The sequence below is a fragment of the Vibrio sp. Isolate32 genome (assembly GCF_022397955.1).
In the GTDB taxonomy this organism is placed as follows: Bacteria; Pseudomonadota; Gammaproteobacteria; order Enterobacterales; family Vibrionaceae; genus Vibrio.
Genome location: NZ_JAKEUQ010000017.1, coordinates 59,815 through 84,687 on the forward strand (window position 1 = coordinate 59,815; position 24,873 = coordinate 84,687).

At 44.8% G+C, this 24,873-nt stretch carries 18 protein-coding genes; 5 read left to right on the forward strand and 13 right to left on the reverse strand.

The features are described from left to right. On the reverse strand, positions 1 to 885 hold the full coding sequence (locus L1D11_RS13775; RefSeq protein WP_239862573.1) for a LysR family transcriptional regulator: 885 nt from the start codon (positions 883 to 885) through the stop codon (positions 1 to 3). A gap of 207 nt (positions 886 to 1,092) precedes the next feature. Here L1D11_RS13775 and L1D11_RS13780 point away from each other — a divergent pair, with 207 nt between their 5' ends. Then, on the forward strand, positions 1,093 to 1,764 hold the full coding sequence (locus tag L1D11_RS13780) for a type 1 glutamine amidotransferase domain-containing protein (protein ID WP_239833918.1): 672 nt from the start codon (positions 1,093 to 1,095) through the stop codon (positions 1,762 to 1,764). A gap of 138 nt (positions 1,765 to 1,902) precedes the next feature. Here L1D11_RS13780 and L1D11_RS13785 read toward each other — a convergent pair whose 3' ends face one another. From L1D11_RS13785 to L1D11_RS13800, 4 genes are all read right to left on the reverse strand, one after another. Continuing rightward, positions 1,903 to 3,138 (reverse strand): cysteine desulfurase-like protein, encoded by a 1,236-nt coding sequence (locus L1D11_RS13785; protein ID WP_239833919.1) that lies wholly within the window; start codon positions 3,136 to 3,138, stop codon positions 1,903 to 1,905. Next, positions 3,122 to 3,778: a 2OG-Fe dioxygenase family protein gene (locus L1D11_RS13790; protein ID WP_128162609.1), complete on the reverse strand. Its 657-nt coding sequence runs from the start codon at positions 3,776 to 3,778 to the stop codon at positions 3,122 to 3,124. Before L1D11_RS13790 ends, L1D11_RS13785 begins: the two co-directional genes overlap by 17 nt. Positions 3,779 to 4,591: 813 nt before the next feature. Next, a complete protein-coding gene (locus L1D11_RS13795) occupies positions 4,592 to 5,104 on the reverse strand; it encodes a hypothetical protein (protein ID WP_052879100.1) in 513 nt (170 codons plus the stop codon). Between the two features lie 6 nt (positions 5,105 to 5,110). Next, positions 5,111 to 6,208, reverse strand: a complete 1,098-nt coding sequence (locus L1D11_RS13800; RefSeq protein WP_239833920.1) for a hypothetical protein — start codon at positions 6,206 to 6,208, stop codon at positions 5,111 to 5,113. Between the two features lie 895 nt (positions 6,209 to 7,103). Between L1D11_RS13800 and trxB the strand changes: the two genes are divergently transcribed. From trxB to L1D11_RS13820, 4 genes are all read left to right on the forward strand, one after another. Continuing rightward, entirely contained in the window at positions 7,104 to 8,063 is a 960-nt protein-coding gene (gene trxB, locus L1D11_RS13805) for a thioredoxin-disulfide reductase (RefSeq protein WP_008223323.1), read from the forward strand. A gap of 161 nt (positions 8,064 to 8,224) precedes the next feature. Then, a complete protein-coding gene (gene cydD / locus L1D11_RS13810) occupies positions 8,225 to 10,009 on the forward strand; it encodes a cysteine/glutathione ABC transporter permease/ATP-binding protein CydD (RefSeq protein ID WP_239862575.1) in 1,785 nt (594 codons plus the stop codon). After that, positions 10,002 to 11,723 (forward strand): cysteine/glutathione ABC transporter ATP-binding protein/permease CydC, encoded by a 1,722-nt coding sequence (gene cydC / locus L1D11_RS13815; RefSeq protein WP_239862577.1) that lies wholly within the window; start codon positions 10,002 to 10,004, stop codon positions 11,721 to 11,723. Before cydD ends, cydC begins: the two co-directional genes overlap by 8 nt. A 223-nt stretch (positions 11,724 to 11,946) precedes the next feature. Further along, complete coding sequence (locus L1D11_RS13820; protein WP_239833025.1) at positions 11,947 to 13,365, forward strand: hypothetical protein; 1,419 nt, start codon at positions 11,947 to 11,949, stop codon at positions 13,363 to 13,365. Between the two features lie 85 nt (positions 13,366 to 13,450). Here the strand turns inward: L1D11_RS13820 and L1D11_RS13825 are convergent, their stop codons facing one another. The 8 genes from L1D11_RS13825 to L1D11_RS13860 all read right to left on the reverse strand — a co-directional run bounded on the left by L1D11_RS13825 (position 13,451) and on the right by L1D11_RS13860 (position 24,475). Then, positions 13,451 to 15,334, reverse strand: coding sequence for a methyl-accepting chemotaxis protein (locus tag L1D11_RS13825; protein WP_239833026.1), 1,884 nt, complete (start codon positions 15,332 to 15,334; stop codon positions 13,451 to 13,453). A gap of 296 nt (positions 15,335 to 15,630) precedes the next feature. Beyond that, on the reverse strand, positions 15,631 to 17,202 hold the full coding sequence (locus L1D11_RS13830; RefSeq protein ID WP_239833027.1) for a BCCT family transporter: 1,572 nt from the start codon (positions 17,200 to 17,202) through the stop codon (positions 15,631 to 15,633). Positions 17,203 to 17,473: 271 nt separating this feature from the next. Next, positions 17,474 to 19,072 carry a BCCT family transporter gene (locus L1D11_RS13835; RefSeq protein WP_239833028.1) on the reverse strand — a complete coding sequence of 533 codons (1,599 nt, stop codon included), beginning with the start codon at positions 19,070 to 19,072 and terminating at the stop codon, positions 17,474 to 17,476. A 169-nt stretch (positions 19,073 to 19,241) separates the two neighbouring features. After that, entirely contained in the window at positions 19,242 to 19,880 is a 639-nt protein-coding gene (locus L1D11_RS13840; RefSeq protein ID WP_239833029.1) for a response regulator transcription factor, read from the reverse strand. Next, a complete protein-coding gene (locus tag L1D11_RS13845; protein WP_239833030.1) occupies positions 19,873 to 21,228 on the reverse strand; it encodes a cache domain-containing protein in 1,356 nt (451 codons plus the stop codon). The genes L1D11_RS13840 and L1D11_RS13845 overlap by 8 nt, the downstream gene beginning before the upstream one ends. A gap of 104 nt (positions 21,229 to 21,332) precedes the next feature. Continuing rightward, positions 21,333 to 22,616 (reverse strand): TRAP transporter large permease subunit, encoded by a 1,284-nt coding sequence (locus tag L1D11_RS13850; protein WP_239833031.1) that lies wholly within the window; start codon positions 22,614 to 22,616, stop codon positions 21,333 to 21,335. Positions 22,617 to 22,625: 9 nt separating this feature from the next. Beyond that, the gene (locus L1D11_RS13855; protein WP_239833032.1) at positions 22,626 to 23,171 is read right to left on the reverse strand and encodes a TRAP transporter small permease subunit; all 546 of its coding nucleotides are present in this window, start codon (positions 23,169 to 23,171) and stop codon (positions 22,626 to 22,628) included. Between the two features lie 209 nt (positions 23,172 to 23,380). After that, positions 23,381 to 24,475, reverse strand: a complete 1,095-nt coding sequence (locus L1D11_RS13860; protein ID WP_017060957.1) for a TRAP transporter substrate-binding protein — start codon at positions 24,473 to 24,475, stop codon at positions 23,381 to 23,383. Positions 24,476 to 24,873 lie beyond the last annotated feature (398 nt).

The window sequence follows — 24,873 nt, forward strand, 5'->3', positions numbered from 1 at the left end:
TTACTCATCCCAGTCAGAGAAATAACCTAATAAGAAGTCTATAGCTAGCCGCGCTCGCTGAGGCAAAAAGCGTCGGTTCTGATAAACAATCCAACTGCTTGTACCCGAACCCCAATACTCTTCTAGCACAGGAACCAGCTTGCCATTGGTTAGCCCACCATTAAAACTGCTTCTAGGAAGGTACACAACGCCAAGCCCCTCTTCACACGCTTTCAGTACCGCGCTTGAATTGTTACTTCTCCAACGACCATGCACTCTTACCGCATTCATTGGCTTTCCATTTTGCTCAAACAACCATTGATCACTATTGGCAATAATACAGCTGTGTTGTTTTAACTGTTCTGGATGAGTGGGGGCGCCATATTGATCGATATACGCTTTACTCGCCGCCGCTGCCATTGGGCGATCAACCAACTTTCTTGCCACCAGCCCTGAGTCATCTAACCGACCGTAACGAATCGCGAAGTCGATACCGTCTTCAATAAAGTTCACCATCTTGGTGTTGAAGTTCATTTCAATGGTTAGATCTGGATGAGACTTTGCAAACTCCATCAGCGCTGCCGCGACATGATTCTCGGCAAATGCGCCCGCAGCACTAACACGCAATGTACCGCTAAGCTGAGTTTGTTGTGACGTAACTTGCTCATTGGCTTGTTGCAGCCCGATAACTAAATCTTTGCACTGTTGATAGTAAGTATGTCCAGACTCAGTCAGGCTTACCATGCGTGTTGAACGGGCAAGCAAAGCCACCCCAACTCGCTCTTCCAACCTTGAAACTTGTCGACTCACATGGCTGGTGCTGCAACCTAACTGCTTAGCGGCCGCAGAAAAACCGTGGCATTCGGCAACCGCAACGAATTCGTTAATCCCTTCAAAACTATCCATACTTAACCTACTCGCGTTTTATCTTTGCTATATGGCAACAATGTTTTGCCTTTTAAGCATATTATCACCTAAATGATTTGGAACTAGTATTAGATGTAACAAGACGGCGATAGCCAAGTCACAGTGCACAGGTTAACACCAAGCACGAGTGCTTAGAGAAAAACGCCAACATCTAACGAGAAGAACAGCAGCTCAAAGGGACGAATCATGAAAAAAATACTAATTCCAGTAACTAACCACGCGACACTTGGCGAGACAGATGAAGCGAACGGCACTTATGCTCCAGAACTTACCCACGCTCTGAAAGAGATCCTAGCTGCTGGGTTCGAATACGACATTACTTCTATCAATGGCGGCAAAGCACCGCTGTACGGAACTGATATTGAAGGAGATACGGTTAATGCTGAAATCTTGGCGAATGATGACTTCCAAAACCGCATAAACAACACGATTCCAGTAAGCCAAATCAATGCAGACAGCTATGATGCGATCTTCTACCCAGGTGGTTTTGGCCTGCTTTCAGACCTAGCGTCTAACGATCAATTTGCTAGCATCGCTGCCAAGCATTATGAAGACGGTGGCGTTGTCGCGGCAGTATGTCACGGCCCAGCAGCCCTACTACCTATCGTACTGAGCAATGGCGAAACACTTCTGAGCTCTAAATCAGTGACTGGCTTTACACGTGAAGAAGAGATCGACTTTGGCACCATCAACGACATTCCATTCCTACTGGAAGAGTCGCTAGCTCGCGGGGCAGCACGTTTCAACAAGGTTCAACCTTGGCAAGAGCTTGTGATTGCTGATGAGCGAGTGATCACCGGTCAAAACCCAACAAGCGCACACGCTGTAGGTGTGGCGATTGTTGAACACCTTTCTTAATCGAGCAATAGCTTGATAGGTCTATAGCTTGTCCGACTCACTGACGCGAGTCACCTAAGCAAGGTCAAAAAAAAGAGCATACTCCCGATTCAATATTCTTGAGAGAAGTATGCTCTTTTCTAATTCTGTAACCCGCTTTTAGTGATTTCTAACAATGCCCTCGAGCACGTTGAACAGTAGGTCAATCTCTTCAATCGAGTTGTAATGCATACAGCCAATACGCACTACACCCTGCTCTTCAATACCTAACTGCTTCACCAAACCTAATGCGTAGAAGTGTCCGTTCCACACACAGATATTATGCTCGCCCAGCTTCTTAGCGATAAACTCTGGTGAGTGATTATCAAAGGTGATGGCGAATGTTGGCGTTCTTAGGTTCGAATCAAATTCCGTCTTACCGTAGAGTTTAACCCCTTCTAGATCGCCCAAGCGTTTTAGGAAGTACTCGCTCAGCTGGCTTTCATGCTTGTTATAAAGCGCGTAGCTTTGCTCTAGGCGAGAACGTAATGAGTCGGTTGGCTCACCAAACTGTGCCAAATAATCCACCGCAGCAATCACACCCGCTAGGCCTTCAAAACTTTGCGTTCCTGTTTCAAAACGTCCAGGCCCGATGTTAGTGGCAGGCTCAACCTTGTATGGCTTTAGCGTATGTAGCCATTGAGGCGCCACGTAAGCAATACCAACGTGAGGGCCAAAAAACTTGTAAGCCGAACACGCTAAGAAGTCACAGTTTAACTGCTGAACATCAATCAAATGGTGTGGTGCATAATGAACAGCATCCACATACACCTGAGCGCCGTGTTGGTGTGCAAGCTCGATAACTTTCGCGACATCAACAATTGAGCCCGTGGTGTTTGACGCAAAGGTCACAGCAACCAGTTTGGTTTTCTCGTTCAGTAACGATTCGAAGTGTGCCATGTCTAGGCTGCAATCTGACTCGTCGACACGAACTTGGCGAACAATCGCGCCCTTGTCGTCTGCTGCTTGTTGCCAGCTCGATACATTCGAGTAGTGGTCTAGCGCGGTAACAATCACCTCATCGCCAGCTTGCCAATCGCGGCTGATCGCTCGGCTAAGCTGAAATGTCAGCGAGGTCATGTTAGCACCAAACACAACATTGCCAGAAGATTCGGCATTCAGTAACGCTTGCACTGACTCTCGCGCTTGCTGCATCAAGCCTGTCGTCTTCTGGCTCGAAAAGTAGTGGCCGCCCAAGTTGGAATTAAAGTGGCCAAGGTATTCTGTCATCGACGCAAGAACATTCTCAGGAACCTGAGAGCCACCCGGGCCATCAAAAAAGGTAACTGGCTTACCGTCGTGGTATTGGCCTAGCGCACTGAACTGCTGGCGTACATCATTAAGAGTGAAGGACATTGCGCGCATCCTTAGCCGTTAGAACAAACACATCCATGTAACCCATCTCGTCGTGGTCTATGGTGCGAATTGGTTGTGCGTTGTGCCATAGCTTACTGTCTGCAAGCATTGCGACTTCGCCATCTTCAAGCACTTTTCTAAAGAACGGTGCTTCATGAGAATCTTGGTACAGCATGATTTCGCCGCCAACAATGTTATGACGGTTCACGCCAATTAACGCGATGTGGTCGAAGCCATCTTGGTGCACGCCTTCTGGCGCAACCTGTGTCTCTTCATAAATGGCAGCGATACGAATTTGGTGGATTTCGATTTCTTGTCCGTCTTCAAGCCCGTTGGTTTCAATAAACAGTTCACACATTTCTTGCATGCCTTCGCTGCTTAGGATAGGCGCTTCAATTGGCTCGAATTGACGAACAACATCACCTTGAAAGTGATTGATGTCTTCAGACTGAACGAAGTTATGTTTGTCTAGCTCAACGACTTGTCCATTACTGAATTCAACCACAGAGTACCTTCTCAATCGGTACTGTCCGTCTGCGTGCTCTGTGCTAGGTAGCTTAGAGAAAGAAGGTGACAGCTCCTTAACCGCGTGGTTACTGAGATGGGTAATATGTAGGGTGTTTTCGTGAGCGTGTAACATCATCGACTCCTTAATGATTGTTAATTTACTTTCGATATTTAACGTTTTGTTTACATAAAGGATACTTGAAGATCTTGCCAAATCAATAATAAACAATCATTTATCCCGTCAGAAATAAAAATTAAGATAGTAAAACCAACTTTAAAATCAAAAGCAGTGCATAACACCAGAATAAAAGATGACCAGCTCTTAAAACTAGCACACTTCACTAGCCAGTTATAAACACCTTTAAAATCAATTTAAACGATATTATTAACTAGCACGCTGTGTTTATTATTTTACCAGCCATTTCCCACCAATACGCCAGCCACTGCATCAAGGCTCATCCCTCTATTTCGACATACTTTATTTGTATGTTTTTGCACATCGAAATACGACCTACCTATCAGTGGCCAAGCTATTGATTGTTTACACAACAAACTGGAATTGGTTAATTTATGAGTAAGCCAGAATCCACACGCCTTTGCTTGCGCGTCTGGAACAGGTCGAGTTCGGGGGGAACTCGGCCGCCCTCAATGGCTCATTTCTTTTAAGGGAGCGAGTTGATTAGTCTTTCTGTCACGAAGGTATTTGAAGTGGAATCTTGCGGGTGAGATTTGAAGCAAAAGAATGAAGCGTTAGAAATTCACTATGCAATGGATGTAGTTTCGAGATATGTGGCATGTGTTCAAAATATCTGGGTGCTCTTCGCTAACACATTTATGCCCATTTCCACTTAGTACTTACACTCATTCAAATCCTGCTCATGAGCTTTGGCATTACTAAAAAGTTATGCGTCTCTAAATCAAAAAAGCCCGCATTTGCGGGCTTTAACTATCGGTGGTTTCTATCCGTTCGTCCTCTATTTATATTCCTGCGAACGTCTTTCAATAATTTGTAATTCAAACTCAGTACGTGATAGAACACGGATACTTGTAAGATAACCAAAAAACCAAGAATGGGAAATCCAATACTTTTAAGTACATCAGCATACTGGTAAAGCTGAGGCAAACTCATATAAATTGGTACCAAAATCTGAATCATTAAAATAGTCAGTAATATGCCGGCTGAAACTAATATCACCCATACGAGCTGACTAAGATAACGAGCATCTTCTTCAGCTTCTTGCACTGCAGTTTCAGATGCGGCATTACCACTAAATACTCGACTGATAGTCTTCGGGTAAATGATAGCAACCCAAGCTCCAATAATCGCGAAGATAATTGAGGATAAACTGAGTAAGTTAGAAGCAACACCTTTAAATAGCTCATATTTAAAGCTAGTCACTGTATCGTTAAAAAAGTATACCCCCATTATCAAAGGGATAATCCAAAATATGATACGCATGATAGATTACTCGTCTGTTGTAGGTTCACTTTCAGTATCACTGCTACGCGATTCTTCAGAAGACAGAATGTCATTAAGTGGGACAAGTAAATTCGCTCTTTCCCTAACAATTGTTTCTAGCAAAAGCTCAGCAGAAATACTCTGATCATCTGAGCGGCGAACACTTAGTCGTGTATCGTTAGTAATACTCGTGCCACTCAACATAACTCGAGTTCCATCATTGTACTGGAACCCGACATTCTTTAAAGAGTTATCATCAGATTCATTAAAGTTTCTAACTATCTGTCTTAGCTCAGTTTCTGAGGGTTGATATTGTAACTCATGAGTAATCAGCCTTGTTTGACGACCAAACTCTGGTGTGTCGGATGTCAACCCAGAGAATACATAATCGAAGACGCGCTCATGTAATTGTCTATTATCTGGGTTCAAATAACTTAGTTCTTCTTTCTTAATCAACTTTGTGATTCTTCTGATATTTCTAAGCAAGTCATGTTCCAACGTTGTATTCTTCATGCCCACGGCTTGAAACGAAGGTCTAATTTTGTCGCTGTCATCAGTCACTGTGCCATTCAAAGAGTAACCAATCACTTGGTCAGAACCCTCTGGGTTAAAGACTCTGTAAGGTGATTTATTTCTCAAGAACCCATTAAGATAAGTATCTAAATTACCTTTGCCATTATATGAGTGTTGGAATTTGAGGGTTGCAAAAGCATTGTGTTCAGGAATAAACCAGAAGTAGCTTGGTAGCCCAGGAATAACATTTTCATCACTAAAGCCAGTTGTTAGCATGTTAGTTGAGCCTGGGTGTTCTAATGGATTCTTACCATATATCACTCCATTGTCATTTGGAACTTCATTCCAAAGCACTAAAACATGGTCACCAGTAAGCTCATTTTTAGCCCAGTCGTTGAAGTATGTATTGTACAGATCTCGATTCGGGTTGGCACCATACGTAGTTGTATTAACAAACTCTCGTCCATCACGCGCCCAATCTGCAAGTTTAATAAGAGCATCTTCTATCGATGACAGCTGTGGAGAACGACTACCATGACTATAGTAACCGCACTTGTTTACCTTAAAAAACCTAACATGAACGTCTAACATTGCCTTACAAACCACTGATAATTAATAATTACTTTCGATATTATCAGACAGATTTATATTTACCTAAAGAAACTAGACGCAGAGCACCCATCTGCCTAAGTTATAACACATCGTTTGATCTACAGCATTGAACTAGTTATGCAACAAAAGATATAAGTTCATTTGGAAAAATCAGGATAGGAGCGATGTATGCCATGTAACAAAACACACAATATTCGACTAGATGAGTCTGTACTTACGAATCTTAGTAATCATCAGATGCACAATAATGGGCGTCATAAATGTTGCCAATGTGCATATAATTCCGGTTACGAACAAGGGCGTGAACTAAAAAGTTCAATTAACTTAAACATAAACGAACTAGGACAGAGCCAAGCGAGGTCTGATGGCCGCCATAAGAGTGTTCATCAAGCGTTTGCTCTTGGATACTCACACGGCATTCGAGACTTTATTGAATTAGAGCAATAACATCCCAAGTTCTAATAGGTCCAATAGCAATTTTTACAAGGAGTCAGACTCAAAGAGCCTGGCTTCTCGCTCCTTAATACGACTAAAAAAATTGGTATGTATACAAAGAACTTAATCGTTCCAACCTGAAAAGATTGGCCCTCTAAAGTAGTCAAGATTCCTCATCCCAACCATTTCGAAAATAAATCTACAATCTTCTTTGTGTTCCATTTCAATTAACAGCGATAAACATAGCTAAACAAATGCAAGCCTACTTGATGCAATGGCTTTCACTGTTCTTCCAGCCACGAAAACGTTTGTCTCGATTAAGTTCTAAACTATAACGATTAATTACACTTCAGCCCTTGTTTACACTTTTATTGCCTCCATATTTTCCATACAATCCTAAGCGATTATAAATTAAAACAAATTCAATTTCGGAGTCCTCATGAGCGACGTAAAGCACTGTAATTTATTGATTCTTGGTTCTGGCCCTGCTGGCTATACAGCTGCAGTTTACGCTGCTCGTGCAAACCTAAACCCAGTTCTGGTTACTGGTATGCAGCAAGGTGGTCAGCTTACAACCACAACAGAAGTGGAAAACTGGCCGGGCGATGCAGAAGGTTTAACAGGCCCAGCACTAATGGATCGCATGAAAGAGCACGCAGAGCGCTTTGAAACAGAGATCCTGTTCGACCACATTAACGAAGTAGACCTATCAAACCGCCCTTTCCGTCTTAAAGGCGATTCTGGCGAGTACACTTGTGATGCGTTGATCATCTCAACAGGTGCATCAGCTAAGTACCTAGGTTTAGAGTCTGAAGAAGCATTCAAAGGCCGTGGCGTTTCTGCTTGTGCAACGTGTGACGGTTTCTTCTACCGCAACCAGAAAGTAGCGGTTGTTGGTGGTGGTAACACTGCAGTTGAAGAAGCACTTTATCTATCTAACATCGCGTCTGAAGTTCACCTGATTCACCGTCGTGACACGTTCCGCGCTGAAAAGATTCTTGTTAAGCGTTTAATGGACAAAGTAGAGAACGGCAACATTGTTCTTCACACTGACCGCACGCTAGACGAAGTTCTTGGCGACGATATGGGCGTAACGGGCGTTCGCATTAAAGATACTCAGTCTGACAAGACAGAAGATATCGACGTAATGGGCGCGTTCATCGCTATCGGTCACCAGCCGAACACTGAAATCTTCAAAGGCCAAGTAGATATGAAAGATGACTACATCATCGTTCAGTCTGGTCTGGAAGGTAACGCGACACAAACAAGCATCCCAGGCGTATTCGCTGCAGGTGATGTTATGGACCACAACTACCGCCAAGCGATCACTTCTGCTGGTACAGGTTGTATGGCTGCTCTGGATGCTGAACGCTTCCTAGATGGCCTTAACGATAAGTAAATCTGAGATTGCAGATTTGATTATCGGTGCTGTCGCCTTAGTAGATGCAGGGCGTCATCACATTTTGTTGTAAATCCCTAAAGCCCAGTGGTATATCCACTGGGCTTTCTTTTGTATACTAGCCGCCCTCAACGAATAATAATTATCATTAAGCCTTCATAATGGATAAGAAAAAACAACGCAGCTTGAATAAGTGGCTTAAGCAACAAAGTAAGTTAGCAAAACGCTGGCTTATGATTGCGATTAGCCTTGGCGTACTTTCAAGTGTGTTTTTAATTGCTCAAGCAGCGCTTCTCGCCTCTATTCTTCACCAGCTGATCATCGAAAATGTCGATAAATCTGAACTGGTTGGTCATTTTGCTGGCTTGGCACTATCGGTCGTTGGCCGTGCGGGCTGTACATGGGGTCGTGAAATCGCAGGTTATCGCTGTGGTGAACAGATCCGTGTCTACATTAGGCAGCTCATTCTAGACAAGCTACGCGAACTTGGCCCTGCTTACATCAAAGGTAAGCCAGCCGGCACGTGGGCAACGCTGTTGCTAGAACAAGTTGAAGACATGCAAGATTTCTTCTCGCGTTACTTGCCACAGATGTCTTTGTCGGTACTGATTCCATTCATTATTTTGGTTGTAGTATTCCCAGTAAACTGGGCTGCCGGCCTTATCTTCTTGCTGACTGCGCCACTGGTACCGATGTTCATGGCATTGGTGGGCATGAAAGCGGCAGACGCAAACCGCAAAAACTTCAAAGCACTTCAGCGTCTTTCAGGTCACTTTTACGATCGTTTGCAGTCAATGACAACCATTCGACTTTTCGACCGCACTAGCTCTGAAACAGAAGTGTTGAAAGGCGCATCTGAGGTGTTCAGAACGCGCACCATGGATGTATTGAAGATCGCTTTCTTGTCGTCTGCTGTGCTTGAGTTCTTCACGTCTATCTCGATTGCGATGACGGCGGTTTACTTTGGTTTCACTTACATCGGTGAGCTTAACTTCGGCCACTACGGTGTTGGCATTACACTGTTCGCAGGTCTGTTTATCCTTATCTTGGCGCCAGAGTTTTACCAACCTCTGCGTGACTTGGGTACTTTCTACCACGCGAAGCAACAAGCGGTAGGTGCAGCCGAAAGTATTGTTGAGTTCCTAGAAACCGACATCACTAAGGTTAAATCAGGTGACACTCAACTAGACCCAGCTCAAGGCATCAGTATTGAAGCTGAAGATTTGAAAGTATTGAGCCCTGAAGGTGTTCAACTGGTTGGCCCTATTTCGTTCGCACTGAATACTCGACAATCGACGGCATTAGTTGGCCCAAGTGGCGCGGGTAAGACAAGTTTGATTAATGCCATTCTTGGTTTCATGCCTTATGAAGGAAGCTTGAAAATCAATGGTATTGAACTGCGTGATTTAGACTTGGCATCTTGGCGTAAGACCATTAGCTGGGTTGGCCAAAACCCACTGTTGCTTCATGGTAGCATTCGTGACAACGTCACTCTAGGTAAGCAAGATATTACCGATCAAACAGTTCAAAACGCACTAGACCAATCTTTCGCTAGCGAGTTTGTTAATGAGCATGGCTTGGACTACATGATTTCTGATCGTTCTGGCGGCCTGTCTGTTGGTCAATCTCAACGTTTGGCGTTAGCTCGTGCAATGATTCAAGACGGCCAATTCTGGTTGCTTGATGAACCGACTGCTAGCCTAGATACTCGTAGTGAGCAGCTAGTGATGAAAGGCATCAACAGCAACATTGAAAGTCGCACAGCCCTGCTTGTGACGCACCAACTGGCTCCTCTTCAATCGGTCGATAACATTCTGGTTATGCGCGATGGTGGTCTTGTGGAACAAGGTCATTACTCTCAGCTTTCAACTGCGGGTGGTTTATTTGAAGAGATGCTAAACGCGAACTTAGCTCAACAAGACAATAAGGGTAATTTAGATGCGTGATTTACTGCCTTACCTGAAACTCTATAAAAAGCATTGGTTTGGCCTATCGCTAGGTATGCTATTGGCTTTTGCTACTCTGTCCGCTTCTATTGGCTTGTTAACGCTATCGGGTTGGTTCATTTCAGCTTCTGCGGTTGCAGGCCTGACGATTGCGCGTGAAACCTTCAACTACATGCTACCGGGTGGTGGTGTACGTGGTTTGGCTATGAGCCGTACTGCGGGTCGTTGGGGTGAACGTGTTGTAAGCCACAATGCGACATTCAAACTACTGACTGATCTACGTATCTTCTTCTTCAAGAAGCTGGCTCCGCTGATCCCAGGTCGTATTTCAAACCTACGTGACGCTGACCTACTGAACCGCTTGGTTGCTGATGTCGACGCCATGGACCACGTTTACTTGCGCTTAGTAAGCCCTGTGACGGTTGGTGTGTTTGGTATATTCTTCCTGACTCTGTTCTTGATGTGGTTTGATACCTCGCTAGGCCTTATCTTAGGTTCTATCCTGCTTATCATGCTGTTGATTTGGCCTGTCTTGTTCTACAAGCTGGGTAAACGCAACGGTGGTGAGCTAACACAAAATAAAGCGGATCTGCGTGTTACCACTCTGGATTGGATTGAAGGCTACAGCGAACTGACTCTGTTTAGTGCAGAAGAGCGTTACCGCAATGCGATTCTAGAAACTCAACAGAAGCTTATGGCGAACCAGTTTGTAAACGCTAATCTTACCGGTATGGCTTCAGCAGCGCTTATGCTGTTCAACGGTTTGACACTGGTTCTTATGCTTTGGTTAGCGGCAGATGGCGTGGGTGGCAATGCTCCAGACCCGTTCATCGCGTTAATGGCATTCGCAACCATGGCAAGTTTTGAACTCTTGATGCCAATCGCAGGCGCGTTCCAGCATCTAGGTCAGACTCTGTCTTCTGCACGTCGCTTGAATGAAGTGATTCTGTCCGAGCCTGAAGTTCAGTTCGCAGACGAGAAGCTAGACATCAACAAGCCGCTTGATATTACCTTCTCAAACGTGACCTTCAACTACCCTGACTCTGAGCGCAGTGTTCTGAACGCTGTCGACCTAACGATTCCGGCAACGAACAAAGTGGCGATTGTGGGTCAAACGGGTTCTGGTAAATCGACACTGATTCAGCTTCTAACTCGCTACTGGGATCCGAAGAAAGGTTATATCTCTATCGCGGGCATTGAACTGACACAATGGAACGAGTCACAACTGCGTGAGTCGATCAGTGTGGTAAGTCAGCGTGTCGACATCTTGAATGGCAGCCTACGCGACAACCTGTTGATTGCGAAACCAGATGCTAACGATGAGCACCTAGCTAACATTCTTAAAGACGTTGGCCTAGAAAAGCTGCTTGAGAATGATGGTCTTGATAGCTGGTTAGGTGACGGTGGTCGTCAACTGTCTGGTGGTGAGAAGCGCCGTGTTGGTATTGCACGTGCCATCCTTCATGATGCCCCTATCCTGCTTCTAGATGAGCCTACCGAAGGCTTAGATAAGCAAACTGAGCAGAGCATCATGGCACTGTTTGAGAAGCATTTTGAAGGCAAGACGGTTATCTTCATTACGCACCGTTTGATTGGTCTGGAAGCGATGGATTCTATCGTTCTGATTGAACAAGGTGAGATTGTAGAACATGGCTCCCACGAGACACTGTTGAACGAACAAGGACGCTATTTCCAACTTCGTCAGGCAATCTAGTCGCTTCATTGATGACAAATAAACATCCAAAGCCCGAGTTCATACTCGGGCTTTTTTATGTCTGTAACTCTAGTCCCAAACAACCCTCAACCAATAACCCCAACAAATAACAAGCCACTCATTTGTAAGCCCTACCAATACATCGCTTACAAAAGCTTACTAATAACAAATGCCATTTCTTGTAGCATGCTGGCTTTATGGCTTGCAGATAACTTGGTTCCCTATGGTATACAAACTCACTATTCCAACTCTTGTTCTTACTACGATGCTCACCGCGTGTGGCGGAAGTAGCGACAGCAAAAACACTAGCGCTTCAAAGAATGTCATCGATGCATCTAGCGCAAAGTCCGTTGTTAGCTTAGGAAGTAATTACTCACTGCAATTCAGTGTTAAATCGATTGCAACTGGTAAAGATAAGAACGTGAACATTGATATTACTCAGTATGGTAATAATCTAAAATCTAGTGGCAGCTTCGCACAAGTTCACGGCATTCCTGAGCGCAATTACAAGACTCAAAGCGATGCAGATATTACCTTCTCTGTGACGGCAACAGACTCAGCGGGTAAAACGTTCGATGTAGAAAACTTCGATATTTACTACGAAAACTTTAACGCAACGAGCACCCTTGAAAAGCTTGCTATTGCAGAAGTTGAAAACAACATCAACAACGTCATTCGATGGAAAAAAGCCGACACCGTAACCATCAACAAGCAATTCATCATCGATAGCACTGGCGACAAGTTTAATATCGACCAAATGAGACCGATGAACCTTTATGTACGCGTGGGTAACACCCTAAGTAACGCTATCCAATTTGTTCCAAGCTTTGCTCAAAGTGCTTCAAAGACGTTCGCTCGCGTACCAACAAGTGATTGTTCTGTTATTTCAGACACAACAGGCGACTTGCTTAACAATGGCATCAAGCAACGCAGTTGCGTAGAAGCTCATGGTTACAAGATCCCTTTACTGATCGAAGACAAAACACAGAATGACGGCACGGCTAAAGTTGCGCACGTTAAGAAGATCATGCAGTACTACCTTGATAACTTCCCAGCTGAAGTGACCAAGGCGATCTACGACAGCAAAGCTGCGATGGCGTTCTTTTACGATGAAGACTGGGCTGATGGCCCGAATAGGGACGCAGGCGAATATTTAGATGAGAATTACCGCTTCCAAGATCTATTCGCGACTGAAACGACAGATACTACAGCAGGCGAAAACAAGCCGGGCTTAGTGGCACAAAGAGACGCTGCGTTTGAAGAGATTATTCACTTTGTACACGACTACGGTGTGATGAATTTGGCGGTACAATCACCTTCATCAAAGTGGGGTGTGATGCAAAAAGAACTCGATGAGCTGAATGAAAAAGCGATTCTTGCGGGCTCTTACTTTCCAAATGGAAAAGACTCGACGATTGTCGAAGCTGACCTAGACGCTGAGTCATACGATCAAGAATACCTAGCGTACTCTCTGTACGCTTACTACGACGTAAACTACAAAGGCTACAGCGCTCAAGAGCTAAGTTCCGCGACATTCACAGAGCTTCAAAAGAACGACCCTGCGATGGTGAAGTTTATGGAGAAATACTTCCCTACTCGCGCCAATCTAAAAGCTAAGTTCCCAGGTTACCCGAACAACTAGTTCTTAGTGTCTAAGCCTCCGAATAAGAGGTACAAAAAAGCCGAATGTGATAATCACATTCGGCTTTAAATTTACGCTTTAGTACTTACAGTTTGAAGCGACTGATTTCGCTCTCTAGCTCGTGAGACAGTTCAGACAGCTGAGCTGCTTGCTCTGCCGCTTGGTGTGCTTCGTCTGCTAACTCGTTAGACACGTCACGGATTCCCTCGGTGTTACGAGTGATCTCAGACGTTACAGACGCTTGCTCTTCTGCCGCAGAAGCAATCTGTGTCGCCATGTCGCTGATACGTTCAACAGCAGCATGAATTTGCGTTAGGCTTGCAGCCGCTGAGTTTGCGTCATCAACACTGGTTTCAGCCAAAGTACGGCTGTCATTCATGATGCTAACCGCTTTGCCTGTTGTACCTTGTAGCAATTCGATAGTCTGTTGAATCTCTTGTGTTGAACCGTGTGTACGTTGGCTCAGAACACGAACTTCATCAGCAACAACCGCAAAGCCACGACCTTGCTCACCTGCTCGTGCCGCTTCAATCGCTGCGTTAAGTGCCAGTAGGTTTGTCTGTTCAGCGATGCCTTGAATGTTAGACAAGATAGCGTTGATGCTATTACCGTGCTCTTCAAGCTCTAGGATTACATTAGTTGCAATCTGAACTTCTTGAGCAAGGTTTTGGATAGAGCTTTGAGTTTGTGTTACTTGACCAGTACCGTGCTCACATGCACCAACCGCTTCAGATGAGTTCTGTGCCGTGTGGTCTGCGTTACCCGCGATCTCTTGTGTTGCCGCTGCCATTTCGTTAACAGCCGTTGCAACCATATTGATTTCGTCTTGTTGCATCTGGATGCGAGCGCTACGCTCTTCCGCTTGTGATGCTGTTTGACGCGCTTGGTTACCCAATGCAGCAGACACCTCACTTAGCTTGATCACCATTGTGTGCATGTTGCCCACAAAACGGTTGAAGTTTTGTGCAAGCTGACCAATTTCGTCGTCGCTCTTAGGTTCAAGACGTTGAGTAAGGTCACCTTCACCTGAAGCAATCTCTTCTAGTGCTGCAGATACACGGTTTAAGTCACGGAATAGGAAGCTCACCAACCAAGAAACCAGTACGATCACGATAAGCGTAATCACTACGGCAGTCATAATAAGCTGAGTAAGTAGTGTTGAGTGGTTCGCTTCTTCAGTCGCTCGATCCATCTGAACCGCGAAGATCCAGTTAGTGTTTGGTACTTTCGTGAAGTAAAGCAGCTTCTCAGCGCCACGTTCTTTAATGATCTCGATGCTACCAGTACGCACTGCGTTCTCGATGATAGGCATAGAGATGTCATTAGAAAGCTGGCTTACTGGTTTCAAGCTTAGTGCTGAATCTGGGTGCGCTAGGAAAGTGCCGTCAGACGCATCAATTAGCATCGCGTGCGCATTGTCACCCACATCTAGGCTGATTACGTCGTTAACCAATTGGTCGATAAGTACATCTGCACCTACTACGCCAACAAGCTGACCATTGTGACGAACCGGTTCCGCGATGGTCACGAGTAGTGCTTTAGTGATTGCATCTTGGTAAGCCGTAGTAATGATCTGCTTACCTGCTGCATTTGCTTCTTGGTACCAAGGGCGTTGACGTGGATCGTAATCTGCACGGTTACGTTCAGGATGTGAACGGTACACTACGCCTTCTGGAGTACCTAAAAAGATATCGTCAAAGCCACCCGCTACACGAGCTTGCTTAAGGAAAGGAACAACATCATCCTCTCGTGAAAAATCATTGAATGCTGAAGCGATATCCGCACGAATATCAATCCAGTTTTTAATACCTTCCGATGCTGCTTTAGATACGCTTTCAGCCCGCAGATATACGCCATTACGAGTCTGTTCAAATAATTGGTGTGCTGACAACCAACTCAATGCTGCCGCCATTACGACAACAGCAGATAGGCTCGCAGCTATTAGCTTCTGTTTTAGTGTTAGTTTCATGTCAAAGTTTCACGAGTGATAGGAAATCACGCGCATACTACCTAATATCATTATTAAATACGAGTGATTTCACAATTTAATGTCGTAATATATCTTTCATGTAAACCATAGCCTTAGATTGTGCCAATTAGTTGGCATAACGCCAAATTCAAGGCGCTATTAACGATATAGTTATTATGATATTTGTCGGCTTTACCAAGGTAAAAAGAGACAAAAAACAGGCGATTATCTCACCTGCCTTCACTTAAAATTTCAGTCGAGCACCTATCAAACGCGCCACAATTTCACACTCAGGGTTAGCGTTTTTCTGTACGCATACCCATTAGCAAGCTCACACACATCAGTAATAGAATGATGGTGAATGGCAATGCCGTTGAGATTGCACCCGCTTGTAGAGCTTGTACTGCTTCAGTACCACCAACCCACAATAGAGCCACTGCAATCGCACCTTCAAGGAACGCCCAGAAAACACGTTGAGGTACTGGCGTATCTACCTTACCACCCGCGGTGATGCTGTCGATTACTAGCGAGCCTGAGTCAGACGATGTAATAAAGAATACTAGAACCAATACAACCGCAATGATTGATAGCAGAGTACCAAATGGCAGTACATCAAACATTTGGAACATCGCTAGTGATACATCGGTTAAGCCTTTTTGACCAAGAGTACCAATGTTATTTACGATTTGATCAATCGCCATGCCACCAAACACTGACATCCAAATGATAGTCACGGTAGTTGGTACAATCAGTACTGCTGTGATGAACTCACGAACCGTACGACCTTTAGAGACACGAGCGATAAACATACCTACGAATGGTGACCATGAGATCCACCAAGCCCAGTAGAATACCGTCCAACCGTGTAGCCAAGCTTCATCTTCACGGCCGTGAGGGTTACTCAACGGAATGATGTTTTCAATGTATGCCATCAATGTTGTTGGGATTGAACCCAGCGTCACTGCATAACCGATTAGCGCAACTAAGATCAGCAGTAAGAAAGCTACTAGCATGTTGATATTACTGATAACTTTAACGCCACCATCAATACCACGAAGTACGGATACAACCGCTAATAAAGTCACCACTGTAATAACAATAACTTGCAGCCCTAAGCCCGCTTCAATACCGAATACATGCTGAATACCACTTGCCGCTTGTTGTGCACCTAGGCCAAGCGATGTCGCCAAACCGAATAGGGTTGCAAGAACTGCAAAAATATCAACAATGTGACCAGCCCAGCCCCAAGCTCTATCACCTAAGATTGGGTAAAAGATAGAACGAATTGAAAGAGGTAATCCCTTGTTGTAAGAGAAGAAAGCAAGTGACAATGCCACTACACCATAAATCGCCCAAGGGTGCAGTCCCCAGTGATACATGGTTGCACCTAGTGCTAGCTTAGCCGCTTCTGGTGTATTCGCTTCAACACCTAACGGAGTTTCATACCAACCTGTGTAATATGCTGCTGGCTCTGCCACACTCCAGAACATCAAGCCGATACCCATACCTGCAGCAAACAGCATCGATAGCCAAGACATGAATGAGTAATCAGCGGTTGCATCAACGCCACCTAGGCGGATTTTTCCAAACGGAGAAATAATCAAGCCCAAGCAAAAAATAACGAAAATGTTACCGGACCAGATGAACAGCCAATCAAATGAATTGATAATTTGCCATTTAACACCATCTAGTGCTGCTTTTGCTGAAACGGTATCTGTAAGTAGAACACCGATCAGGAACAAAGCGATGAGTCCCGCACTGATACCAAATACTGGGTTGTGAACATCAAAACCCCATTTTTGGACGTTATCTTGACCAACAGTGTAATCCGTACTGTCGATACTGTATTTATCTATACCTTTAGTCATTATCCCTCTCTACGGAATATTAATAGGGTCTGTTGACCAAATATCCCTTTCTTACCTGTGACTGGATCAAGAACTCGAACATACGATCCAAGTAGCACAAGCTGTTGTCACAATAATTTAAATACTTGGATGTCTGAAGTTTAGCAGGTTAACTTGTTGTTTTCAGTAAAGCAGAATCGGTTCGATGTAATTTCAAACAAAATTCACGTAATTAATCAAATTTATGACGAAAAGAAGGCCGACCCCGTCGACCTTTTTATGAAAAATACTTTCAACTCAAAGCACTTTGATGCTTAACCAATCGATTTTCTGTTCGTAAACCTAGCATTAAGCTTAGGCACATAAGCAATAATATGAAGGCAAATGGTAGCGCCATCGATACCGTTCCAGCTTGCAGTGCTTGAATAGATTCCGCACCACCAACCCACAATAGAACCGCTGCAATCGCGCCGCCCATCAACGCCCAAAATACGCGTTGTGGAACAGGTGCATCGACTTTACCGCCCGAGGTAATGCTATCGATAACCAATGAACCTGAGTCTGAAGAAGTGATAAAGAACACCATAATCAAACCAATCGAAACCACTGAAAGAACAGAGCTCATTGGCAACGCATCGTAGGTATGGAAAAGAGAAAGTGTAATATCTTGCAGACCATTCACACCAATCTCACCCACCTTGTTCGCCACTTGGTCAATCGCGATTCCACCGAAAATAGCCATCCAAATGATGATGACTGTCGTTGGGATGAACAGCACTGCGACGATGAATTCACGAATCGTACGACCTTTAGAGATACGAGCGATGAACATTCCTACAAATGGCGACCAAGACATCCACCATGCCCAATAGAATACCGTCCAACCTTGCATCCAAGCTTCATCACCACGACCGTGTGGATTACTTAGAGGAATAAAGTTTTCTACGTAACCCATCAGCGCGGTTGGGATGGCTGCTACACCCGCCATACCACCTGCAATCGTCACGAAGATCAGCAAGCCCAGAGCAACCAACATATTCACGTTACTCAGTACTTTTACGCCGCCGTTAATACCACGCACCACCGACATAGTTGCCAGAAAAGTCACCACAGCAATCACCATAAGCTGCATACCAATGCCGCCATCAGTACCAAACACATGGTTGATGCCACTGGTTGCTTGCTGCGCGCCTAAGCCTAATGACGTTGCTAAACCAAACAGAGTTGCCAGTACCGCCACGATATCGACAATGTGACCAAACCACCCCCAAGTTCTATCCCCTAGAATCGGGTAGAAAATCGAGCGGATTGAAAGAGGTAAACCTTTATTGAAGGTGAAGAAAGCGAGTGCAAGCGCAACAACAGCGTAGATAGCCCAGCCATGCAAGCCCCAGTTATAGATGGTTGCACCTAGTGCTAGCTTAGCGGCTTCAGGTGAATATGCTTCAACACCAAGCGGCGTTTCATACCATCCAGTGAAGTAAGCCACAGGCTCAGCAACACCCCAGAACATCAAACCAATACCCATTCCTGCGGCGAATAACATCGACATCCAAGAAAGGTTGGAGTGCTCTGCTTTGGCATCATTGCCACCAATACGTATCTTGCCATACGGGGAGACAATGAGGGCAAAACAGAAAATAACAAAGATGTTGGCTGCCCACATAAAGAACCCATCGAAGTTACCGATGACTTTCCATTTTATACCATCAAGTGCAGATTTAGCGGTCTCTGGTTCTGCAACTAAAAGTGCAAGCAGGAAGATGATGATCGCACCTGCACTGATACCAAATACAGGGTTATGTACATCAAAGCCCCATTTCTGAACGTTATCTTGTCCTACGGTATAATCAGTATTCTCAATACTATACCTATCCTTTACAGACTCCATGTATCCTCTCTAATTTGCAGCACACGGTTTGCAACATTGCATTCGGCGCTTAAATTTCGAAAGGAAGAATATCAACCTGTCGCAAAAATACTAAAAAAACCTCCATAAAGGAGGCCTTAATTACACATTTAGTAATTAAATTACACATTTAGTGTAATTTAGCGTAAAATCAGTCCACAAGCCCACAATTGACGGCGTACTTAGCAAGCTCTGCTGTAGAGTGAATGTCGAGCTTATGCTTGATATTTTGTCGATGCGTTTCTACCGTTCGGTAGCTAATATTCAATGCCTTCGCTACCTCTTTACTACTCTCCCCTTTCGCCACTAATTTCAGCACCGCTTCTTCACGTCGACTCAATGGATTCTTCACCGATGGCGTCGGAGTAATTGGCTGAGTGAACAAATTTTGGGTAACTTTCTCGCAGAAATACGTAGAACCTTGATTGACCGTTTTAATTGCCTGAACCATTTTTTCAGCGGAAATCTCCTTCAACATATAGCCCACTGCGCCAGACTGCATCACCTTCATAATATATTCACGGTTGTTATGCATGGTCAGCATCAGTACCTTAGCTTCCGGGTCTTCTTCTTTAATCAGGTGTGTGGCATCAATCCCATTCATGATGGGCATACTGATATCCATCAACACCACATCCGGGCGTAGGTCTTTGACAATCTCGACCGCCTCTAAGCCATTGCTCGCGGTACCTATCACGCTAATATCAGGCTCGAGTTCCAATCTCGCCATAAAGCCATCCAGTACCACTTGGTGATCGTCAGCAATCACAACTCGAATAACTTCACTCATTCATTAATCCCTCTAGTGTCAGTAACACTGTAATTTCCGTTCCGAAGCCAATCTCGCTCATCATTTCAAAATCGCCACCTATAAACTCCACCCGCTCTCGCATATTTCGCAGACCGATCCCTCGTTTTTCCATCGCTTTGTAAGTATTAAAACCGACACCGTTATCCTGGATAAGTAGTTGCAACACATTGCCAATTTGCTGCGCGATAACCCTTACTTTGGTCGCTTGTGCGTGTTTCTCTATGTTATTCAATGACTCTTGCACCACTCGATACAAGGTTGTCGCGGCTTCGGATTTTAACTTACCCGGTTGAGTACTAAACAAGGTTTCCACCTCAATACCCGAGTGCGCCTGAAAATCTAACAACAAAGAAGACAATGCCGCTTCTAAGCCTATGTCATCCAATGAACTTGGGCGAAGTTGATGCGAGATATGTCTCACTTCTTCTATCGCTCGCATCAGTGAGTGCTGCGACTTGTTCAAATGTGCTTTAAGGTCTTCATTTTGCAGCTTATTACCAAGCAGTTCTAAGTGGCAACGACTCGACACTAATAATTGGTTAATACCATCATGTAACTCACGTGCGAGGTGCTTCTTCTCGTCTTCTTGGAACATCACCGTCTTATGCGCCAGTTCCTTCAAGTTGTTATCCGCAACCCTGTGTTCATGCATATTAATGGCCAAGGTCAGCACGATAATGACCGCGACCGTCACGCTCAGAATAACCACAATCGAAAAGAACGTGGTTTGAATATTCTTGTTAATCGCAGCCTGCATCAACGCCACTTCTTGATGGACGTCTTCAATATACAAGCCAGTGCCAATCATCCAGTCCCATCGCTCTAACCACGCGGCATAGCTCAGCTTAGACACCACTTCGCCCGTCGAAGGCTTTTGCCACAAATACTGGTGAAAACCTCCGCCCGTTTGTGCCTCTCGTAACAAGGCTTCAATCAGAAAGTCGCCATCTTCATCTTGAAGTAGCAGCAAATTCTGGCCGATCAATTCTGGCTGTATCGGATGAACGAGATTGGTTCCGTGGCGATCGTAAGCGAAGAAATAGCCGTCCGCTCCATATCTAAGTTTAGACAATATGGCTCGAACTTCCGTTTTAGCTTGGGCTTCTTGAATATCAGGATCGTTGTAGATATGTTCAATGGCGTCGAAAGCGAGATCGACAGTGTCCTTGAGGGCATTTTCACGGGACTTGATCAGGCTGTCTCTGAAGATCTCGACCTCTTTATCCCCCAGAGTTTTAGTCTGGTGTAACGAGATCCAACTAATACTCGCCGTTACGAGCAGCAACGGGATCAATGTCAGCAAAATCAGTTTGGCTTTTAGAGGCATTCCTTTCCCTCACAAAAAACGGCTTACTGAACATCAATAAGCCGTTTTACTTTATCAAGTTATAGATAGCCGTTGAAACATATCATTCACATTCTTGGCTTCACTCACATTCCATAGAAGGAAGGGAAAGCGAGAAGTGATCCAAGTACTAGGATTTGAATCAGAATGAATGGCATCACACCGCGGTAGATGTCTTTCGTCGTCACGCCTTTTGGTGCCACTCCTTTTAGGTAGAACAGGCTAAAACCAAATGGCGGCGTCAGGAATGAGGTTTGTAGGTTCATCGCGATAAGGATAGCGAACCATGTCATGTTAATGCCCATAAGCTCGGCTACTGGTGCAATGATCGGCACGATGATAAAACAGATTTCAACGAAGTCGATAAAGAAACCCAGAATCAGAATCACCAACATGGTAATGATCAAGAAGCCCCACTTCTCACCCGGAAGCTGTAGCATCCACTCTTCAACCAGATAGTCACCTCCGGTATAAGTGAACGCCATCGAGAACGCAGTCGCACCCAGCAAGATAGCAAACACCATTGCCGTTACTTTCACCGTCTCTTTAGACGCGTCATACACCATCGACCAACTAAACTGACCGTATAGAAAAGCAAGCACCATCGCACCTGCACCACCTAATGCAGCAGACTCTGTTGGCGTAGCAACACCCGCAAAGATGGAGCCCAGTACAACTATGATTAGCGCTAAAGGTGGAAGAATCGCTTTTAGTGCATTAAACACTTCTTGTTTGCGGCTAATTGAATCATCGCGCTCAATTGGCTGAGCCGCTTCAGGATGCAGTTTTGCGTATATCAGGATATAAACAATGTACGCGCCGACCAGCATCACGCCCGGCCAAATCGCCGCTTGGAACAAGTCGCCTACAGGCACACCCAATACGTCACCCAACAGAATCAATACGATGGATGGCGGAATGATTTGCCCTAACGTACCAGACGCACAGATAGTGCCGCACGCTAAGCCCTTATCGTAGTTGTACTTGAGCATAACTGGCAAAGAGATAAGCCCCATTGCAACCACAGAAGCACCAACCACGCCGGTTGAAGCAGCAAGCAGAGAACCTACTAACACGGTTGAAATTGCGATACCACCACGTACGCCACCAAACAGTCGTCCCATAGACTCAAGCAACTGCTCAGCAAGCTTAGTCTTTTGCAGAACAAGCCCCATGAAAACAAACAATGGAACGGCCATCAGCACCGTGTTTTCCATGATTGATTGAATTCGATATGGCATGAAGGCAAACATTTCGATGCCCTCAGCCCAAACACCAAAGATTAATGCGATACCACCAAAGGTGAACGCTACAGGGAAGCCAAGTAAAAGTGCAAACAAGGCTACGAAAAACATTACTATTCCAATCATGTTCAGCCTCTACTTGTTCTTTGTATGAAGATTGTTTGCATGGATAAGGTGCGGATTAAAAATCTTGTTCAGTGAATGCAGGATCAAGCCCACGCCACTGAGTACCATTAAGAAAAATGACAGCGGGATCATAGCTTTGATGACCCAGCGATATGGCAAGCCACCGGGATCGCCTGAGGTTTCGCCGAGGTCATAGCTCTCTTTAGCAACATCAATACCAAACCAAGCGACTAACAAACAGAAAGGCATCAGAAAAATCAATGTGCCGAGCAGGTCAATTATGGCTTGTGCCTTGAAGCTCAGTTGCTCGTAGAACACATCCACCCGAACATGGCCACCAGCCTTGATGGCATAAGGAACACCTAACAGGAAAACGGCTGAGAAAAGGTGCCATTCCATCTCTTGGAAGGCGATTGAGACATCATTGAAGGCATATCTCATGACAACGTCATACACAACGTTAACGATAAGTAGAATAAACAACATACTGGAAAGCCATCCCAGTGCATCACCGATACGATTAAACAGGCGTTCAATATAAATTAGACTTCGCATTCCCTACTCCATGGAATTTGAAAAGACATCGGGCAGTACAACTGGCCCAACTAAAAACGATTCAGTTTATAGCTAATAATAGGCACAACGTAGAAAGGGGTCTTGGGCAGTTAATTATTATGGTTAAAATGAACCCGCCGCTTAGTCACTCTTAATTACCTAAGAAGAAAAGCTTTGGGTTCATTTAGTTTCAGTTCAACAACTGTCAATTATTTCGCTTGGCTATTTAGATAAGCTCTGTGTGAAATATCCGTCCATGAACGCACTTGCTCTAGGTAGCTTGCCTGTGAAGCTTGGATCTCTTTTGCCAACTCATCTTTCTCAGCGTGTGCAGCAAGTAGGCGGTCGTTCGCTTCTTTCAATGCCGACATTACTTCAGGCGGGAAGTCTTTCACTTGTACATCTGGGTATTCTGTTTTCATTGAAACCCAGTTCTTGCCACTTTCGTGCGTTGCTTGTGTGTACATGTCGTAAGCTGCTGTACGCATTGCAACACGTAAGATCTCTTGAAGGTCTTCAGGAAGCTTGTTCCATGTGCGCTTGTTCACTAGGAATTGAAGCTCAGAACCCGGCTCGTGCCAACCAGTGTAGTAGTACGGCGCAATTTTGTGGAAACCCATTCGTAGATCAAGTGAAGGACCTACCCACTCTAGCGCATCAATCGTGCGACGCTCTAGAGATGTGTAAAGCTCGCCAGGGGCAATGTTCGTCGGTTTAGCGCCAAGCTCTGCTAGGATTTCACCCGCAAAACCAGGGATTCGCATTTTCAGACCTTGTAGATCTTCAACACTGTTGATCTCTTTTTGAAACCAACCACCCATCTGAATATCCGTGTTACCGCCCGGGAAAGACATCAAGTTATGTGGAGAGTAAACCTGCTCCATCAACTCCATACCACCACCATGGTAGAACCATGCGTATTGTTCTGCTGGCGTCATACCGAAAGGCATAGAAGTGAAGTAAAGCGTGTTTGGAACCTTGCCTTTCCAGTAGTAAGAGCCAGAGTGACCCATATCGTATTGACCAGACTTAACCATATCAAAAACGCCAAGAGGTGCTTTGTGTTTGTTTGCTGAATCGATTCTGATTTGCAGTCGACCATTCGACATCTTCTCAGCCATCGCCGCCATGTTTTTGGTTGCATCACCGAATACTGGGAAGTTTGGTCCCCAAGTTTCCGCAAGTTTTAAACGGTAAACCTTATCCGCAGCTGTTGCACCAGTAGCGACCAAAGCTAAACAAGCCGCAGCGGTTACCGCTACGTTTTTAAAAACTCGTGTGAGGGAGTTAGAAATGAGACTCATGTTCACGTCCTTTGTTGGGTTAACACTCTTTCTTTGAGCATTTTTTATGATTCAACATAAGAGTGCACCGCGATGAGGCAACAAGATATCAGGGAGAGCACGCACGAATACTCCGCACAGAGATACGTATTAGACCAAAGAACTAAGTAGAACTACGTAGGAGATAAATGACCAGCGCTAGTTTTAAAGGACTAAGACTATTCACACGAAGAATGCGTATTGATAAATACCTAAGTAGTTACAATGAAGCCATATTAACAATTGTTTGCTATTTCGTGATGAAGCTCTATTCATCGCTTTAGTTTTGGGGGAAATCATCAGTATTTTTCTTCAGGGTTCGCCCTAATTTGGTGCTTACTGATGAGAGGCAAAGCCAGACGTTAACCTAAATAAGCAAA

Coding starts and splice junctions, on each gene's coding strand:
- L1D11_RS13780 (WP_239833918.1), top strand. CDS start 1,093: ATGAAAAAAATACTAATTCCAGTAACTAACCACGCGACACTTGGCGAG.
- cydD (WP_239862575.1), top strand. CDS start 8,225: ATGGATAAGAAAAAACAACGCAGCTTGAATAAGTGGCTTAAGCAACAA.
- L1D11_RS13860 (WP_017060957.1), bottom strand. CDS start 24,475: ATGAGTCTCATTTCTAACTCCCTCACACGAGTTTTTAAAAACGTAGCG.
- L1D11_RS13830 (WP_239833027.1), bottom strand. CDS start 17,202: ATGACTAAAGGTATAGATAAATACAGTATCGACAGTACGGATTACACT.
- L1D11_RS13825 (WP_239833026.1), bottom strand. CDS start 15,334: ATGAAACTAACACTAAAACAGAAGCTAATAGCTGCGAGCCTATCTGCT.
- L1D11_RS13835 (WP_239833028.1), bottom strand. CDS start 19,072: ATGGAGTCTGTAAAGGATAGGTATAGTATTGAGAATACTGATTATACC.
- L1D11_RS13775 (WP_239862573.1), bottom strand. CDS start 885: ATGGATAGTTTTGAAGGGATTAACGAATTCGTTGCGGTTGCCGAATGC.
- L1D11_RS13795 (WP_052879100.1), bottom strand. CDS start 5,104: ATGCGTATCATATTTTGGATTATCCCTTTGATAATGGGGGTATACTTT.
- L1D11_RS13855 (WP_239833032.1), bottom strand. CDS start 23,171: ATGCGAAGTCTAATTTATATTGAACGCCTGTTTAATCGTATCGGTGAT.
- L1D11_RS13845 (WP_239833030.1), bottom strand. CDS start 21,228: ATGCCTCTAAAAGCCAAACTGATTTTGCTGACATTGATCCCGTTGCTG.
- L1D11_RS13800 (WP_239833920.1), bottom strand. CDS start 6,208: ATGTTAGACGTTCATGTTAGGTTTTTTAAGGTAAACAAGTGCGGTTAC.
- cydC (WP_239862577.1), top strand. CDS start 10,002: ATGCGTGATTTACTGCCTTACCTGAAACTCTATAAAAAGCATTGGTTT.
- L1D11_RS13820 (WP_239833025.1), top strand. CDS start 11,947: ATGGTATACAAACTCACTATTCCAACTCTTGTTCTTACTACGATGCTC.
- L1D11_RS13850 (WP_239833031.1), bottom strand. CDS start 22,616: ATGATTGGAATAGTAATGTTTTTCGTAGCCTTGTTTGCACTTTTACTT.
- trxB (WP_008223323.1), top strand. CDS start 7,104: ATGAGCGACGTAAAGCACTGTAATTTATTGATTCTTGGTTCTGGCCCT.
- L1D11_RS13790 (WP_128162609.1), bottom strand. CDS start 3,778: ATGTTACACGCTCACGAAAACACCCTACATATTACCCATCTCAGTAAC.
- L1D11_RS13785 (WP_239833919.1), bottom strand. CDS start 3,138: ATGTCCTTCACTCTTAATGATGTACGCCAGCAGTTCAGTGCGCTAGGC.
- L1D11_RS13840 (WP_239833029.1), bottom strand. CDS start 19,880: ATGAGTGAAGTTATTCGAGTTGTGATTGCTGACGATCACCAAGTGGTA.